This is a genomic window from Tissierellales bacterium (assembly GCA_025210965.1).
Taxonomy (GTDB): domain Bacteria; phylum Bacillota; class Clostridia; order Tissierellales; family JAOAQY01; genus JAOAQY01.
This window is the reverse complement of the sequence record JAOAQY010000206.1, coordinates 1-17,187: the sequence shown is the minus strand read 5'-3', so window position 1 is coordinate 17,187 and position 17,187 is coordinate 1. Positions and strand designations below refer to the sequence as shown.

13 protein-coding genes are annotated in these 17,187 nt (G+C 33.4%); 6 read left to right on the top strand and 7 right to left on the bottom strand.

Going from position 1 to position 17,187, the window contains the following annotated elements:
- The 5 genes from miaB to N4A40_14870 form a co-directional block, all read left to right on the top strand.
- Nucleotides 1-1,245: tRNA (N6-isopentenyl adenosine(37)-C2)-methylthiotransferase MiaB (gene miaB, locus N4A40_14890; GenBank protein MCT4663141.1), on the top strand; the 1,245-nt coding region annotated here is incomplete at its 5' end.
- A 21-nt stretch (nucleotides 1,246-1,266) separates the two neighbouring features.
- Nucleotides 1,267-3,870, top strand: coding sequence for a DNA mismatch repair protein MutS (gene mutS / locus N4A40_14885; protein ID MCT4663140.1), 2,604 nt, complete (start codon nucleotides 1,267-1,269; stop codon nucleotides 3,868-3,870).
- Between the two features lie 13 nt (nucleotides 3,871-3,883).
- On the top strand, nucleotides 3,884-6,079 hold the full coding sequence (gene mutL, locus N4A40_14880) for a DNA mismatch repair endonuclease MutL (protein ID MCT4663139.1): 2,196 nt from the start codon (nucleotides 3,884-3,886) through the stop codon (nucleotides 6,077-6,079).
- Between the two features lie 15 nt (nucleotides 6,080-6,094).
- Nucleotides 6,095-7,033: a tRNA (adenosine(37)-N6)-dimethylallyltransferase MiaA gene (gene miaA / locus N4A40_14875; GenBank protein ID MCT4663138.1), complete on the top strand. Its 939-nt coding sequence runs from the start codon at nucleotides 6,095-6,097 to the stop codon at nucleotides 7,031-7,033.
- Complete coding sequence (locus N4A40_14870; protein MCT4663137.1) at nucleotides 7,033-8,340, top strand: methionine gamma-lyase family protein; 1,308 nt, start codon at nucleotides 7,033-7,035, stop codon at nucleotides 8,338-8,340. The genes miaA and N4A40_14870 overlap by 1 nt, the downstream gene beginning before the upstream one ends.
- Before the next feature lie 122 nt (nucleotides 8,341-8,462).
- Here N4A40_14870 and lexA read toward each other — a convergent pair whose 3' ends face one another.
- On the bottom strand, nucleotides 8,463-9,083 hold the full coding sequence (gene lexA / locus N4A40_14865; protein MCT4663136.1) for a transcriptional repressor LexA: 621 nt from the start codon (nucleotides 9,081-9,083) through the stop codon (nucleotides 8,463-8,465).
- A 187-nt stretch (nucleotides 9,084-9,270) separates the two neighbouring features.
- Here lexA and N4A40_14860 point away from each other — a divergent pair, with 187 nt between their 5' ends.
- Nucleotides 9,271-9,561, top strand: a complete 291-nt coding sequence (locus tag N4A40_14860) for a LysM peptidoglycan-binding domain-containing protein (GenBank protein ID MCT4663135.1) — start codon at nucleotides 9,271-9,273, stop codon at nucleotides 9,559-9,561.
- A gap of 139 nt (nucleotides 9,562-9,700) precedes the next feature.
- On the opposite strand, the gene N4A40_14855 is transcribed toward N4A40_14860, so the two are convergent.
- The 6 genes from N4A40_14855 to N4A40_14830 form a co-directional block, all read right to left on the bottom strand.
- On the bottom strand, nucleotides 9,701-10,660 hold the full coding sequence (locus tag N4A40_14855) for a tyrosine recombinase XerC (GenBank protein MCT4663134.1): 960 nt from the start codon (nucleotides 10,658-10,660) through the stop codon (nucleotides 9,701-9,703).
- 139 nt (nucleotides 10,661-10,799) lie between these two features.
- Nucleotides 10,800-12,233 (bottom strand): adenylosuccinate lyase, encoded by a 1,434-nt coding sequence (gene purB / locus N4A40_14850; GenBank protein ID MCT4663133.1) that lies wholly within the window; start codon nucleotides 12,231-12,233, stop codon nucleotides 10,800-10,802.
- Nucleotides 12,234-12,347: 114 nt separating this feature from the next.
- Nucleotides 12,348-13,538, bottom strand: a complete 1,191-nt coding sequence (locus N4A40_14845) for a pyridoxal phosphate-dependent aminotransferase (protein ID MCT4663132.1) — start codon at nucleotides 13,536-13,538, stop codon at nucleotides 12,348-12,350.
- A gap of 174 nt (nucleotides 13,539-13,712) precedes the next feature.
- Entirely contained in the window at nucleotides 13,713-15,248 is a 1,536-nt protein-coding gene (gene rny / locus N4A40_14840; protein ID MCT4663131.1) for a ribonuclease Y, read from the bottom strand.
- A 301-nt stretch (nucleotides 15,249-15,549) separates the two neighbouring features.
- Nucleotides 15,550-16,584, bottom strand: coding sequence for a recombinase RecA (recA, locus tag N4A40_14835; protein MCT4663130.1), 1,035 nt, complete (start codon nucleotides 16,582-16,584; stop codon nucleotides 15,550-15,552).
- Between the two features lie 59 nt (nucleotides 16,585-16,643).
- Nucleotides 16,644-17,187: CinA family protein (locus N4A40_14830; protein ID MCT4663129.1), on the bottom strand; the 544-nt coding region annotated here is incomplete at its 5' end.

The window sequence follows — 17,187 nt, the reverse complement described above, 5'->3', positions numbered from 1 at the left end:
CTTAGCAATCTTGGATATGAAGAAACTGACAAGAAAGAAGAAGCTGATATTATCCTCTTCAATACTTGTTTAATCAGAGAAAATGCTGAGCTAAAGGTTTATGGAAATTTAGGAGCGCTTAAACCTCTTAAAAAGAAAAATCCTAATTTGATAATAGGTGTTTGTGGTTGCATGATGCAAAAAGAGCACATTAGACAAGAAATTTTAACTAAATACAAGCATGTAGATTTAGTGTTTGGTACTCATAATTATCATACTTTACCAAAGCTTATACACCAAATAGAAGTGAATCATGAGAGAGTATTTGATGTATGGGAAGATAATGATCATGTAGTAGAAGCATTACCTGTAAATAGAAAGTTTAAATTTAAAGCATTCTTGGACATAATGTATGGTTGTAATAATTTCTGTACTTATTGCGTAGTTCCATATACTAGAGGTAGAGAAAAGAGTAGAGATGCGGAGGATATATTAGAGGAAGTTACTCAATTAGTAGCGGATGGATACAAAGAAGTTACTCTTTTAGGTCAAAATGTTAATTCATATGGGAAAAATTTAGAAACGCCTGTATCTTTTGCAGAACTTTTAGATAGAATGGCGCAAATTCCAGGACTTAGAAGAATAAGATTTATGACATCTCATCCTAAGGATTTGTCATTTGAACTTTTAGAGGTTATGGCAAAACATGATAACATTTGTAAGCAACTTCATTTACCAGTTCAATCAGGATCAGATACAGTTCTTAAGAGAATGAATCGTCATTATGATAGAGATCGTTATATGAGTATAGTTAAAAGAGCTAAAGAACTTATGCCAGATGTTGCTATTTCTACAGATATAATAGTTGGATTTCCTGGAGAAACTGAAGAAGATTTCAATGATACTATGTCATTAGTTGAAGAGGTAAAGTATGATTCTGCATTCACGTTCTTATATTCTATTAGAGAAGGTACTCCAGCAGCTAAAATGGATGATCAAGTACCTGATGATGTAAAACACGCTAGGTTTGATAGATTATTAGATGTAGTTAAGGAATGTACGTATGAGGGAAATAGAAAATATGTAGGACGAACAGTCGAAGTTTTAGTTGAAGGCCTTAGTAAAAATGATAAATCTATCTTATCGGGTAGAACTGGAACGAATAAACTGGTACAATTTAGTGGTGAAGAAAAATTAATTGGAGAAATTGTAAAAGTAAAAATACTAGAAGCCAAAAATTTCAATTTAAAAGGTGAATTGATTTAGAAGTTAAAAGGAGGTGGCTTTATGGCCAAATTGACACCAATGATGCAGCAGTATTTTAAAATCAAAGAAAAATATCAAGATGCCATTTTGTTTTTTAGACTAGGCGACTTTTATGAAATGTTTTTTGATGATGCTTTAACGGCTTCTAAAGCCCTTGAAATAACTCTTACAGCAAGAAGCTGTGGGAGAGAGGAAAAAGCTCCTATGTGTGGAGTTCCGTATCATTCGGCAAACAGTTATATTGTAAGGTTAATAGAGCAGGGATATAAAGTAGCTATTTGCGAGCAAACACAAGATCCTAGCGAAGCAAAAGGAATAGTCGAACGTGATGTAGTTAGAGTTATAACACCAGGAACGATAATTGATGAGAAAGAAATAGATGGAAAAAGTAACAATTTCCTTTTAGCTGTAGTAGAATCTATGGAGCAGATAGGTCTTTCTTACACTGACATTACTACTGGAGAGCTTTATAGTACGGCTATATCAATAGACTCTATATCTGATTTTTATGATGAGGTAGCCAAAATTGGTGCTAAAGAGATTATAATAAATGCAGATACTTCACTTGAATTAGCGGATCTAGAGAAACGACTTAAGATGCCAGTTAGTAAATATAAAGAATGGTGCGACCATGGTGAATATTCAGAGACTCTCATAAAGAGACAATTTGAAATATCATCTATTGGGAGTTTTGGACTTAGATCGGAAACTACAGAGTTAAAAGCTGTAGGAATGTTGTTAGATTTTTTAAATGAGACTCAAAAACATTTGATAGGTCATTTATCTACAGTAAAAAGATATACTTTGAATCAGTATATGCTGCTAGATGCAAATACAAGAAGAAATTTAGAGCTAGTAGAAACTATAATAACCCACAAGAAAAAAGGATCGCTATTTGGCGTATTAGATTTAACTAAAACTGCAATGGGCGGTAGACTCTTGAAAAAATGGATTCAGGAGCCCCTAATAGATAAAAGTAGAATAAAAGAGCGATTAGATTTAGTTGAAATATTTTATGAAGATATAATGCTTCAAGATGACATGAATGATCATTTAAAATCTATCTATGACATAGAAAGACTTATAGCAAAGATTTCTTATGGCAATTGCAACGGTAGGGATTTAAATGCACTAAAATCATCATTAGCACCACTTCCAGAACTATGTAATTATTTAAAATCTAGAGACGAAGAAGCTATTTCTCATATTGGAAATAAGTTAGATGATTTAAGTGATATTTATGAAATAATAGATAAGTCAATTACAGATGACCCGCCTATAACTATAAAAGAAGGTGGAGTTATAAAAGGCAGCTATGATTCAGATTTAGCTGAGCTAAAGGATATAATGGAGCATGGAAAAGAATGGCTTGCTACTATAGAGCAGCGAGAAAGAGATAGAACTGGAATCAAAAAACTAAAGATTGGATACAATAAAGTTTTTGGTTATTATCTTGAGGCTACGAAATCACAAATTCAATATATACCTGACGATTATATTAGAAAGCAGACATTATCAAATGCAGAAAGGTATATTACTCCAGAATTAAAGGAGATGGAAGCAAAAATATTAGGCGCTGAAGAAAAGATTTTGAAACTTGAATACAAGCTTTTCCAAAAAGTCAGAGCTTCCATTGCATCAGAGTTAATTAGAATACAAGAAACTGCTAAAGTTATAGCAAAACTAGATGCCATCAATTCATTAGGAAGAGTAGCTTATAGAAATGGCTATGTTAAACCTACTATAAATGAAGATGGGTTATTAAACATAGTAGATGGCAGACATCCCGTAGTAGAAACTATGCTTGGAAATGATCCCTTTGTGTCAAACGATGTAAAGCTTAATGTAGACGATAATCAAATAGCTATTATAACTGGACCTAATATGGCTGGTAAATCGACTTATATGCGACAAGTGGCAGTAATGACGCTACTTGCTCAGATTGGATCATTTGTACCTGCCCAAAGTGCAGATATATGTATAGTCGATAGAATATTTACTAGAATTGGAGCATCAGATGATCTCTCACAAGGACAAAGTACATTCATGGTAGAAATGATGGAAGTTGCAAACATTTTGCACAATTGTACTGATAAATCATTACTTATTTTGGATGAAATAGGAAGAGGTACTAGTACTTATGATGGTCTGAGTATAGCATGGGCGGTTATAGAGTATATTTCAGAACAAACAAAAGCCAAAACTCTTTTCGCTACTCATTATCATGAGCTTACTGAACTTGAAGAGGTCATGAGCGGAGTTAAAAATTACAACATTACTGTAGCGGATCATGGTGAAGGGCTTATATTCCTTCGAAAAATTGAGCGAGGAGAAGCTAATAAAAGCTATGGTATAGAAGTAGCTAAGCTTGCTGGAGTGCCATCGCCTGTTATCACAAAAGCTAACGATATTCTTCTAAAGCTTGAAGCTAGTGATGTAAATCAGACTGCAGTAAAATATTCTTATGAGAAAGAAGTTCCAAAAGTTGCAGAACAGCTTGACTTGTTTACTATACCAGAGAGTCCATATAGTGACATAATAGAAGATCTTAAAACATTCGATTTGTTAAATGCAACACCGTTAGATGCAATGAATTATTTGTATTCATTAAAAAAGAAATTGTAATGGGGTGGGATGAATGAAAAGTATAAATATACTAGATTCTCTTACGATAAATAAGATTGCTGCTGGTGAAGTTATAGAAAATCCTGCGTCAGTTATAAAAGAGCTTTTAGAGAATTCTATAGATGCGGGGTCAAAAAACATCTTTGTTGAGATAAGAAATGGCGGAAAGACTTATCTGAGAGTAACAGATGACGGACATGGAATCTCAAAATTAGATGAAAGAAAAGCTTTTATGCGTCATGCGACTAGCAAGATTAAGAAGATTGAGGACTTGGATGAAGTTCTCAGTCTTGGATTTCGAGGAGAAGCACTTGCAAGTATATCCGCTGTATCGAAGACTAAGATGACAACAAAAACATCTGATGAAAAAAGTGGGCATTTTACTGAAATTGAAGGTGGTAGCGTAGTTGATCAAGGGGATGTTGGTTCTCCAACTGGTACAACTATTATTGTCCAAGATCTGTTTTTTAACGTTCCTGTTCGTAAAAAGTTTTTAAAAACAGACAAGAGTGAAACTGCTAAAGTTAGTGAAGTGATTCATAGAATGGCTATTTCTAATCCAGATATCTCGTTTAAATATGTTAGAGATGATAAAGTTATATTTAAGACTTCTGGGAACGGCACATTAAAACAAGTTGTATACGCTCTTTTTGGTAGAGATTGTGCTAGGTCCATGTTATCATTAGATGTGATTGAAAATAGAATGCATCTAAGCGGACTTGTTAGTGATTCAACATTTAGTAAGGGAAGCAGGAGTTATTATTTTGTCTATGTAAATGGTCGCTATGTTAGTTCGCCTGTAATTGCTAAAGCCGCAGAAGAAGCTTATAAAAGTTATATAATGCTTAATCAATTTCCAGCATTATTTATAAATTTAGAAATCAATCCTAAGCTAATAGATGTAAATATACATCCTAAGAAACTTGAGATAAAATTCGAAAATGCTGATGAAGTTTTTGGACTAGTACTAAATGCATTTAAAAATCTTATAAAAGAACAAATGGGACCTAGTGAAGCGAAACTTGTAAGGGAACCTAAACGTTCTAAAGCATCACAGACATCTGAACTTACTGCGAATGATATTTTAATAGAAAACAATATATTTACTGACATTAATCAAAAGCCAAAAGAAATAGAGCAAGAGGCTGATTTTAAAAGGAGCTTGGATCGATTTAATACTTCAGAGAAAAAATTTGATCTCGATTTGTTTAGTATAAATGAAACAGCAGATGTAGCTTTAGAAAATTCTAAAAATATTTCCGATGTAGAATCTAATAAAGATGATACTTTAAAATCTTTAATAGAGGCGAAACAAGAGGCTAGTATTAAATCGGAAAATAGAATGAAAGAAAGTCAGAGAGCTATGTTTCTTGGAGACAATTTGACTGGTGAGCAAAAGAAGATGGATTTGTTTGATCAACTGTTGGAGTCTCAGCCAAGCACAGATAGTGGTTCTAATAATCAATTAGCAGATAGTGTTTTTAATGAAAATAGTAAACAAGAAGAACAAGTTGAATTTGAATATTTAGATGTGTTTGGAAAAGCTCCTAGATTAGGTCTTTCGGATGAATTTGAAGAGGTTGATGAGGAAGAGGTCAAAATTCAATCTTTTGAAGAGCGTAAGAAAAGTTTGCCGAATTTGGAGTTCAAAGGGCAACTTTTTAAAACATATATTTTAGCAGAAGAAACTGAAACATCAGCTCTTTATATAATTGATCAACATGCAGCACATGAGAGAATTAATTATGAAAAATATAGATTGGAATATGAACAGGAAAAAATTGTACTTCAAGAACTTTTGACACCAGAAGTTATCCATTTATCTAACTTTGAGCTTGAAAGAGTTGCCGAATATAGTGATGTTCTTGAAAGACTTGGATTTGACTTAGAAGAATTTGGAACGAATAGTATAATAATGAGAGCTATTCCTATGATTTTTGGGAAACCTGATACTGGTAATTTCTTTAAATCAATACTTGGAAATTTAGAAGATATCAAAGGAAATTTATCGTTTAAACTTGAAAAAGTTATGAAAATAGCGTGTACACAATCTGTAAAAGCAGGTATGAAACTTGATATTCTTGAAATAAGTAGATTGCTAGAGGATTTAAGTAGATGTGAAGATCCATATACTTGTCCTCATGGAAGGCCAACTATAGTGAAACTTACAAAAGGTGAAATTGAAAAATATTTTAAAAGAATAGTTTAGATTTGGAGAGATTATATGAAAGATATAATTATTATTGCAGGACCGACTGCAAGCGGGAAAACTAGCTTGTCCATTGGTTTAGCAAAAGAATTAAATGGTGAAATAATAAGTGCTGATTCAATGCAAATATATAAAGGTATGACAATTGGAACAGCTAAGATAAGACCAGAAGAAATGGATGGAGTCGTGCATCATTTGGTTGATGAGTTAGAACCAGATGACAGGTATACAGCTGCAGATTTTAAGGAGAAAGCAGAAGCGCTTATAGAAGATATATCTTCACGCGGAAAAATTCCAATGATCGTTGGTGGTACAGGACTTTATATTAATTCGCTTATATATGAGCTTAATATGAAAGAAGCTAATACTGATTTGGACCTTAGAAAAAGACTTGAAAAAGAAGCGGAAATGATTGGCGCAGAGAAATTCTATGAAAAGTTAAAAGCTGTAGATCCTAAGGCTTGTGAAAAAATACATTTTAATAATGTGAAAAGAGTAATACGTGCACTTGAAGTGTATGAAACAACAGGGAAGCGATTTTCAGATCAATATGATTTTAGGAAGAAAAATGATAAATACAATCCCATATACTTTTGTTTAACAATGGATAGGGCAAAACTTTATGATAGAATCAATATGAGAATAGATATGATGTTAGATGAAGGCCTTATTGAAGAGGTTAAGGCATTATTAGAGAAAGGATATAATAGGGAACTCGCTTCAATGCAAGGTCTTGGTTATAAAGAAATAATTTCATATTTAGATGGGAAAATAGCATTAGAAGAAGCTATATATATATTGAAAAGGGACACTAGAAGGTTTGCTAAAAGACAGCTTACATGGTTTAGAAGAGAAGATATGGTCCATTGGGTAGACAAGGATAAATTTGAAAATGAAGAAATGATTTTAAAACATTGCTTAGAATATTACGAAAAAAAGAGGCGTGAAAGATAATGACTACTTTAAATATATTATGTAACCAATTTGGAATTGATCCAAAAATTGCAGAATTGGTTAATCACTACGAAATAAAACTAAAAAAACAATTTGATGAATTAGACTCTATTAAAGCACACAACCATTATAAAATAATAGGCGCTATGCAAGATGCTAAACTTGATGCAACACATTTTAACTGGACTACAGGATATGGTTATGATGATGTAGGACGTGACAAAGTTGAACTCATCTATTCTAAAATATTTAAAACAGAAGATGCTCTAGTAAGACCAACTATTGTGTCTGGAACGCATGCTTTATCACTAACTATGGCTGCAATGACACGTCCTGGTGATGAGATAATTTCTGCAACAGGTACTCCATATGATACATTATTAAAAGTTATTGGCATAAATGGCAATGCACCAGGCAATCTTAAAGAATATGGAATAGACTATAAAGAAATAGATTTAATCGATAAAAAGTCTATAGATCTAGAATTACTATATTCTAAAATAAGCGAAAAAACTAAACTTATAATGATGCAAAGATCAACTGGATATAGTGATAGAAGTGCTATTTCTTTAACTGAATTGAAACGAGCGATAGAGGACATAAAGAAAAATTATCCAGACATACCTATAATGATAGACAATTGCTACGGAGAATTTGTTGATTTTGAGGAACCTTCTGAATATGGAGCTGATCTTATAGTTGGATCACTTATCAAAAATCCTGGCGGCGGACTTGCTATGACTGGTGGATATATAGTTGGTAAGCATGAATATGTAGATAGAATCGCCAATAGAAGTACTGCTCCTGGTATTGGTAAAGAGTGTGGATTAACTTTTGGAACTACAAGAAATACACTTCAAGGTCTTTTTATGGCTCCTATAGTTGTAAATGGAGCTTTAAAGGGAACACTATTATATGCAAATATATTTAATGATTTGGGATACAATGTTGTACCAGCTATTGACGAGAAAAGAAGTGATATAATTCAAGCTATAGAACTTAGAGAACCAGAAAAAGTTATAGCTTTTTGTAAGGGAATACAAGCTTCATCTCCAGTAGATTCATTTGTTACGCCACTTCCGTGGGCCATGCCAGGATATACTGAAGATGTAATAATGGCAGCAGGGGCATTCATACAAGGATCTTCAATAGAGTTGAGTGCAGATGCGCCGATGAGAGAGCCATATTTTGTTTATTTTCAAGGTGGACTGACATTTGAGCATAGCAAACTTGGACTTATGAAGGCACTTAATGAAATGCTTGAAAAAGAACAATTGAGTATTCAGGATATAGAAAAGTTACTGTAAGTATATTATGTAACTAAAAATTATAAATCAACATTCATATAAGGACTTTTTCTTATACAGAAGATTCCTTTAAAAATAAAAACATCCCATCTAGCGATTTTATTAGCTAGTAGGATGTTTTTTTAAAGCTTTCTAAAAACTCCAGCTACTTTTCCAAGTATTTTTACTGAATTTACTATTATTGGTTCATATGCTTCATTTTCTGGTTGAAGTCTATAGTAACCATCTTCTTTGAAAAATCTTTTTACTGTAGCTTCATCTTCAATGAGTGCAACTACGATATCTCCATTTTGTGCAATATCTTGCTTTTTTACTAATATACAATCGCCATCAAGTATACCTGCATCTATCATACTGTCGCCCCAAATATTAAGCATAAACACAGGTTCCCTTCCAATCATCTCAGCTGGAATAGGGAATGTATCCTCTATATTTTCTATGGCTAGTATTGGTAATCCGGCAGTAACTTTTCCAATTACTGGTACATGAACTACTTCATGTTTTGGAGCTAAGTCATCCTCGCTTTGCCTAGATAAAACTTCTATAGCTCTTGGTTTAGTAGGATCTTTTCGTATATATCCTTTTTGTTCTAATTTTTTCAAGTGGCTATGAACTGTTGATGTAGATTTTAAATTAACCGCTTTGCATATCTCTCGAACAGCTGGGGGATAGCCCTTGCTTGAAATTTGCTCTTTCAAAAAATTCAATATTTGAATCTGCTTTTCTGACAAGTCTTCGAACATAGTCAACAACTCCTTCTGATCAATATAATTATTTATACGTTTACAATATCTTGAATATTATATTTTATTATAACATATTTTCTCAAAGAAAACAAACCTATGTTCGATTTGGGTGTTGACACTCGAACGTAGGTTCGGTATAATATACTTAAGAAAGAAACAGAACATATGTACGGGGTGATTATATATGAACAAAAAAGATTTTATAAAAACATTTACATTTACATTTACTTTTACTTTAATTATGACCTTTCTCATAATAGCAATTTTATCTCCAAGCACAGTCTATAGCAATGAACCTATCAATTTTTCAAAAGTAGTAGTTCGTAGCGGAGACTCTCTGTGGACTATTGCTTCAAATAACAATTCAGCTAATAAAGATATCCGTGAACTCATCTACCAGATTAGAATACTAAATGATATTGGCTCCTCGCCAATAAAACCTGGTGATATTTTAAAGGTACCAGTATTTGACTGATAACATAGCTTGTAAAAGATCTAAACGACCTCTCAAGAACTTATCTCTTTTTAGATCTTTTATCAAATACAAAAGCTGCTCATATTTAGCAGCTTTTTTTATATTTTGAATTAAATTCACAGTATTAGTTCCAATATATTTATTTGTTATTTGCTTTATTTTTTGCAAGTGGATTTTTACTTACAGCAGTTCTTAATCGCTCCTCATCAATATGCGTATAGATTTCAGTGGTTGATACACTGGCATGACCTAAAATTTCCTGAAGAGCTCTAATGTCAACATCTCCATACTTATACATAAGAGTAGCAGCAGTATGTCTCAATTTGTGAGGTGTATATTTATCTGAGTCAAGTCCAGCTTTTTTGAGTTGTCGTTTGAGCATGTGTTGCACTGCACGGACACTCATTCTAGCGTTCCGTTCGCTCAAGAATAGCGCCGTTTCTTTTGTGTCAATTGTATGTCGTATAGGTAAATAATTTTCTATCGCCGCTATACACGCTTCATTTAGATATACCGTTCGTTCTTTATTACCTTTTCCAACAACCGTTAAAATATCTCCTCGAATTTTAGGAATATCTATACTAACTAATTCCGATATACGAAGCCCGCAATTTAAAAATAACGTTATTATAGCAAAATCTCTTTCTACATTTCTACCATCAATATTTTCGAGAAGTGACAACGATTCATCGAGTGTCATATAAACTGGATGTCTCTGATTACGTTTTGGAAGAGTAAGCTCCTGAGAAGGATCTTCTTTTATTACCTTAATTATTTTATACAAATAGTTAAAAAACGATCGGATAGAAGCAGTCTTCCTAGCGCGAGTTACATTTATATTTTGTCTATCGTTGTCAAGGTAGGAGAAGAAGGCTATTAAATCCCTGAGATTGATTCTAGAACAAAATATTTCATCAACATCAGATATATCTATATCATCGAACATAAGTTCTGCTGGCGCCAATCTATAACGTTTTTTGAGAAACTTAAAAAAGATCTGCAAGTCGTAATTATATTCACGAAGTGTATTAGGAGAAACACCTTTGATGGTTTTCATATAATTTAGATAATCTTCAAGAAGTAAAGACAAATTTATCACATCCTATTAAAAATCTTTGATTTACCACTTCTATTATATCAAATTTTACGTGTTTTGTCACAAAATTTATATTTTGCGACATATTATCCACAGAAAAATAAGGTGATTCTCACGAGAAAAATCACCTTATCCACAATTTCTATACTTTCAAGTCTACCTCTAACCCTAAATCATCTCTATGTTGATCTAATATAGGTTTTATAAATTCTTTCAAAAATTCATCAACTTGAGCAGGAGCTCGTCCAACATATTTCGTTGGGTCAGCAATAGCATCTAAGTCTTCACGTGAAAGATTAAACTCATCAGAAGCAGCAATGCGATCTAGCAAATCGTTTTTGCCACCGTCAACTTTAACAACTTTACCAGCTTCCATAGAAAGAGTACGAATCACTTCATGCAATTCCTGTCTATCTCCACCTTTTTTTACAGCTTCCATCAAGATGTTTTCAGTCATCATAAACGGAAGTTCATCCGATATATGTTTTTTAATTACATTTTCATATACAACCATTCCATCAAATACATTTATAGCAATATCAAGTATTGCATCTGTAGCCATAAAAGATTGAGCTATAGAAAGTCTTCTATTCGCAGAATCATCTAGCGTCCTTTCGAACCACTGAGTTGATGCAATATAGCTCGGATTCATCGCTGATGATATTACGAATTTAGCTAAAGATGAAATCCTTTCACTCCTCATAGGATTACGTTTATAGGCCATAGCCGATGAACCAATTTGATTTTTGCCAAATGGCTCTTCAAGTTCTTTCAAACTTTGAAGTAATCTGATATCATTGGTTGTTTTGTGTAAGCTCTGAGCTATTCCTGATAATACATTTAAAGCAAAGGCATCTACTTTACGAGAATAAGTCTGTCCACTGACTGGGTAAGATGCTTCAAATCCCATTTTTTCCGCCACTTTTAAATCAAGTTCCTTTATTTTCTCTTCATCGTTTTCAAAAAGACTCATATAACTAGCTTGAGTACCAGTTGTTCCCTTCACTCCTCGTAGTTTTAATCCATTTAAATTGAACACTAATTGTTCGTAATCTAAATACAATTCATGGAGCCAAAGAGTTGCACGTTTTCCTACCGTTGTCAATTGTGCTGGTTGAAAATGAGTAAATCCAAGCGTAGGTAAGTTTTTATACTCATTTGCAAATTTAGCCATTTTGTCCATTAAATTGATCATCTTTTTATCGATAATCTTCAACCCTTCTTTCAACTGGATTATGTCAGTATTATCCCCTACAAAAGCACTAGTAGCACCAAGATGTAATATCCCCTTCGCACTAGGACACGCTTCTCCAAAAGTATGAACATGTGCCATCACATCATGTCTAAACTCTTTTTCTTTTTTTGCCGCCAATTCATAATCAATCGGCTCAATGTTGTTTTTCAATTCAGCTATCTGCTCTTCACTAATAGGCAATCCTAATTCTGACTCAGACTCAGCTAATGCAATCCACAATTTTCTCCACGTAGTAAATTTAAAATCTGGTGAAAAAACATAAGACATTTCCTTACTTGTATACCTCTCTATCAGAGGATTTTCATAATAATCTTTTCTCATATATGCCTCCATATCGTTATTTTAATCGTTGGGAAATTACGGAATAACTTCATGATGCATAAAATTAAACTAAGTAGACATAATATTTATATGTCTACTTAGTGGATTTCTATTTTACTTTAAGAAATTCTCTATTTTACTAATTCCATTTTTAATAATTTCTTCAGACGTTGCATATGATAATCTTATATAATCATCACTGCCAAAAGCAGCTCCTGGTATAACTGCAACATTTTCTGTTTCAAGAAGTTCACTCGCAAAATCTAATGAAGATTCTATTTTCTTACCATTTATTTCTTTTCCTATCCAATTACTAATATTGGCCATTACATAAAATGCCCCTAATGGTTTTTTACAAGAAATATTTGGAAGTGCATTAATCAATTCTACCATTAAATCTCTTCTCTTTTCAAATGCACATCTCATCTTTTCAATTTCATCAGTTTCTGTAGTCAATGCAACTATACTCGCATACTGAGATATCGAACATGGGTTCGATGTTGCGTGGCTTTGGAAATTACTCATCATTTTAGCCATTTTAGCAGGTGCAGCTACATAACCTATTCTCCAACCAGTCATGGCATACGCCTTGCTCATTCCATTTATAACTATTGTTTGAGCTTTTATTTCTTCTCCTAGAGAAGCAATACTTATATGTTTCATTCCATCATATACTAATTTTTCGTAAATCTCATCACTTAATATATATACTTCATTTTTAACTGCCCATTCGCCAATAGCTTTTAACTCTTCCAAACTATATACTGTTCCAGTTGGGTTATTAGGACTATTGATGAAAATTGCTTTTGTATTCTTTGTCAAAGCCGCATCAAGATTTTCAATCGTATATTTAAAGTGATTTTCTTCATCAACATCAACCATTTTAGGAACACCATCCGCTAATTTGACAAGCTCAGGGTAACTTACCCAATATGGTCTAGGAACTATAACTTCATCTCCTGGATTAAGAATAGCACTAAGAGCATTGAATATCGAATGTTTAGCACCATTTGATACAACTATATTCTCTATATCATACTCCAAACCATTATCTTGCTTTAGCTTTGAACAAATCGCAGCCTTTAAGTCTTTCAGACCAGATGCTGGTGTATATCTAGTTCTTCCTGCTTCTATAGCTTCTATACCCGCTTTTTGAATAAATTTTGGCGTATCAAAGTCTGGTTCTCCAGCTGCAAAACTAAACACTTCTATACCTTCTGCTTTCATAGCATTCGCTTTTGCTGTTATTGCCAATGTTACCGATGGCGATATCGTTGATAATTTTTTTGAAAGTTCCAAAGTCATAAAATCGTCTCCCTTATATTTTAGTGATTTGTATTCAAGACACTTTTATTGTAACATAACTCACACTCTAGACAAGCGTTTTTTATAAATTTTATATCAAAACAAGTATTAATATTGTGTAAAACAAATTTAACTTAAAAAGCATTGCCGGTTTTACCGGCAATGCTCTAATTTCTATTTAGCATATTCTATAGCTCTAGTTTCACGAATTACATTGACTTTAATTTGACCTGGATAATCTAGTTCGCTTTCAATACGTTTTACAATATCTCTAGACATCAATACAATATCATCATCCGTAACCTCTTCAGATTTAACCATTATTCTAACTTCTCTACCTGCTTGAATAGCAAACGCACTATCTACACCTTCAAATGAATTTGCAATATTCTCAAGAGTTTCTAGTCTCTTTATATAAGACTCTAATGTCTCTCTACGAGCTCCTGGACGAGCTGCTGAAATCGCATCAGCTGCTTGAACCAATACAGCCTCGATTGATTCTAATTCTACATCTCCATGATGAGCTGCTATACAATGTATAACCTCTGGAGATTCTTTATATTTACGGCAAATATCCACACCTATAGCAACATGTGGGCCTTCAATTTCGTGGTCAACCGACTTACCAATATCATGTAGTAAACCAGCTCTCTTAGCAACCTTAACATCAGCTCCAATTTCTGCTGCCATAATAGATGCTAATATTGATACTTCTATAGAATGTTTCAATACATTTTGACCATAACTTGTTCTATATTGTAAACGGCCAAGTAATTTAGTAAGTTCTGGATGCAATCCATGAACACTTGAATCAAATGCTGCTTGATGACCAGTTTCAAGTATATGATCATCTATTTCTTTCCTTGCTTTTAATACCATTTCTTCGATTCTAGCTGGATGAATTCTTCCATCTGAAATCAATTTTTCAAGAGCTATACGAGCTACCTCTCTTCTAATTGGATCAAATGCAGACAATATTACCGCTTCTGGTGTATCATCTATAATCAAATCAACTCCTGTAAGAGTTTCTAACGTTCTAATATTTCTACCTTCACGTCCGATGATTCTACCTTTCATTTCATCATTTGGAAGTGCAACAACTGAAACTGTTGATTCAGCAACATATTCTGCTGCACATTTTTGAATCGCTAATGCAACGATATCTCTAGCTTTCTTGTCAGCTTCGTACTTCGCTTTACTTTCCATTTCACGAATCATAATTGCTGTATCGTGAGCTACTTCTTTCTTCACATTGCTAAGCAAAAGAGTTCTAGCCTCTTCTGAAGACAATCCTGATAATCTTTCAAGTTCTGTCACGTGCTTTTCTAGCACAGCTTCAATTTCTATATTCTTTTGTTCAGCTTTTTTGATCTGTATTGTAAGTTTTTCCTCTTTAGACTCTAAAGCTTCACTTTTCTTATCGTTCATTTCTTCTTTATGAACTAATCGTCGCTCTAATCTTTGCAGTTCATTTCTTCTTTCACGATTTTCCTGCTCAATATCAGTACGCATCTTGTGGATCTCTTCACGTGCTTCTACTAGATATTCTTTCTTTGCACTGTCTGCCTCTTTATTACCCTCTTCAATAATTCGCTTTGCTTCAGCTTCTGCTGATTGTATTTTAGACTCGGCAGTCTTCTTTCTAACAGCATAACCAGCAATAATTCCTACGGCTATACCTATGACTGCTGCAATAGCTTCATATAAGATGGCAAACACCTCCTTTTCTGTATTGTATTTTCAAGTTTCACATTTCAAATTAACGATATAATTGATACAACCGATTTCTACATAAATTCAACCGGGGATAACCTCAAAAGAGATTGTTATATCGTCTAAAAAATTAGACTACAACAATATTGTACTTCTTTTCATGAATTCTGTCAACTGCACTACTTCAACATCTTTTTGCTAACAATTACATTATAATATTATACGTGTTAATTTCTGTAAAATAAAAAGAACCTATTGTAAAAAGTACAATAGGTTCTTCTTATTTTTATTTTATAAATTATTGCTCCGGAACTTGATTTTCATCTTTAGTTTGTTCTTCTACTTCATCACCCATAAGACCATACGCTATTCTTATTTTATCTTCAATCTCTTGAGTAATAGCTGGATTTTCTTTTAAGTACACCTTGCTATTCTCACGACCTTGACCTAATTTTTCATCATTATAGCTATACCATGCACCTGCTTTATCTATAATTCCAGCTTTTACGCCTACCTCTATAACATCACCTTCATACGAAATCCCTTTTCCGTACATTATATCAAACTCAGCTTGTTTAAATGGTGGTGCTACTTTATTCTTTACTACTTTTACCCTTGTCTTATTTCCTATCATTTGGTCCCCTTGTTTAAGAGTTTCTATTCTTCTAACATCTAATCTAACTGATGCATAGAATTTAAGTGCTCTACCACCTGTCGTAGTTTCTGGATTACCAAACATAACACCAATTTTTTCTCTCAATTGATTGATGAAAATAGTACAAGTATTTGATTTTTTTATCGCACCTGTAAGTTTTCTAAGTGCTTGTGACATCATTCTTGCTTGGAGACCAACGTGACTATCTCCCATTTCGCCCTCTATCTCAGCTTTCGGTACAAGTGCCGCAACAGAGTCAACTACTACGATATCAACAGCCCCACTTCTAACAAGCGCTTCTGTAATCTCTAAAGCCTGCTCTCCAGTATCTGGTTGTGATACTATTAAGTTTTCAATGTCCACTCCCAAGTTTTTAGCATATACAGGATCTAACGCATGCTCTGCATCTATAAATGCTGCTGTTCCTCCAGCCTTTTGAGCTTGTGCAATCATATGAAGAGTTACAGTTGTCTTACCAGATGATTCTGGACCATATATTTCAACAACACGTCCCTTCGGTACACCACCTACTCCAAGAGCTATATCTAGTGACATTGATCCAGTTGGAATAACATCAATATCTAATTTCGAGTCCTCTCCTAATTTCATGATTGAACCTTTTCCGAATTGTTTCTCAATCTGATTAAGTGCCATTTCTAAAGCTTTTTCTTTACCCATTTCTACATTCTTTGCCATTTCCGCGCCTCCCAAACATATGTTCTTATCTCATAATTATCTTATCGCATTTTGCCTAATATGTCAAATAGATTTAGCAAACTCCATTCAACTATTTTTTTCTGTACGATATTTCGCGATCCTTCAAAATGTTTTTCAAAAACTTTTGTCTTTCCTCTAAAGCACACTCCTATAAACACAGTTCCAACCGGTAAATTCAATCCATCATTTCCAGGCCCAGCTAGTCCTGTCGTAGATATCACAAGATCCAAGTCATATCTCTCTGCCATATTCTGAGCCATTTTATATGCAACCTCTTCACTAACAACACTGTACTTATCTATAACCTCTTCTTCTATTCCCAACAATTTAATCTTTTGTTTCGCAGCATATGTTGTCAATCCAAGCTCATAAAAACTAGATACACCAGAATAAGATGTTATTTTAGAACTCAATAGACCTCCAGTACAAGACTCCACTGTACCCATTTTATAATTTTCTTTTTTTAATCGCTCTATAATTGCTACTATAGGATCTTTATCAAAGTTATCTAATACATATTTTTCATCAAATCTAGATAAAATTTCATCTTTTATTGGTTTTATG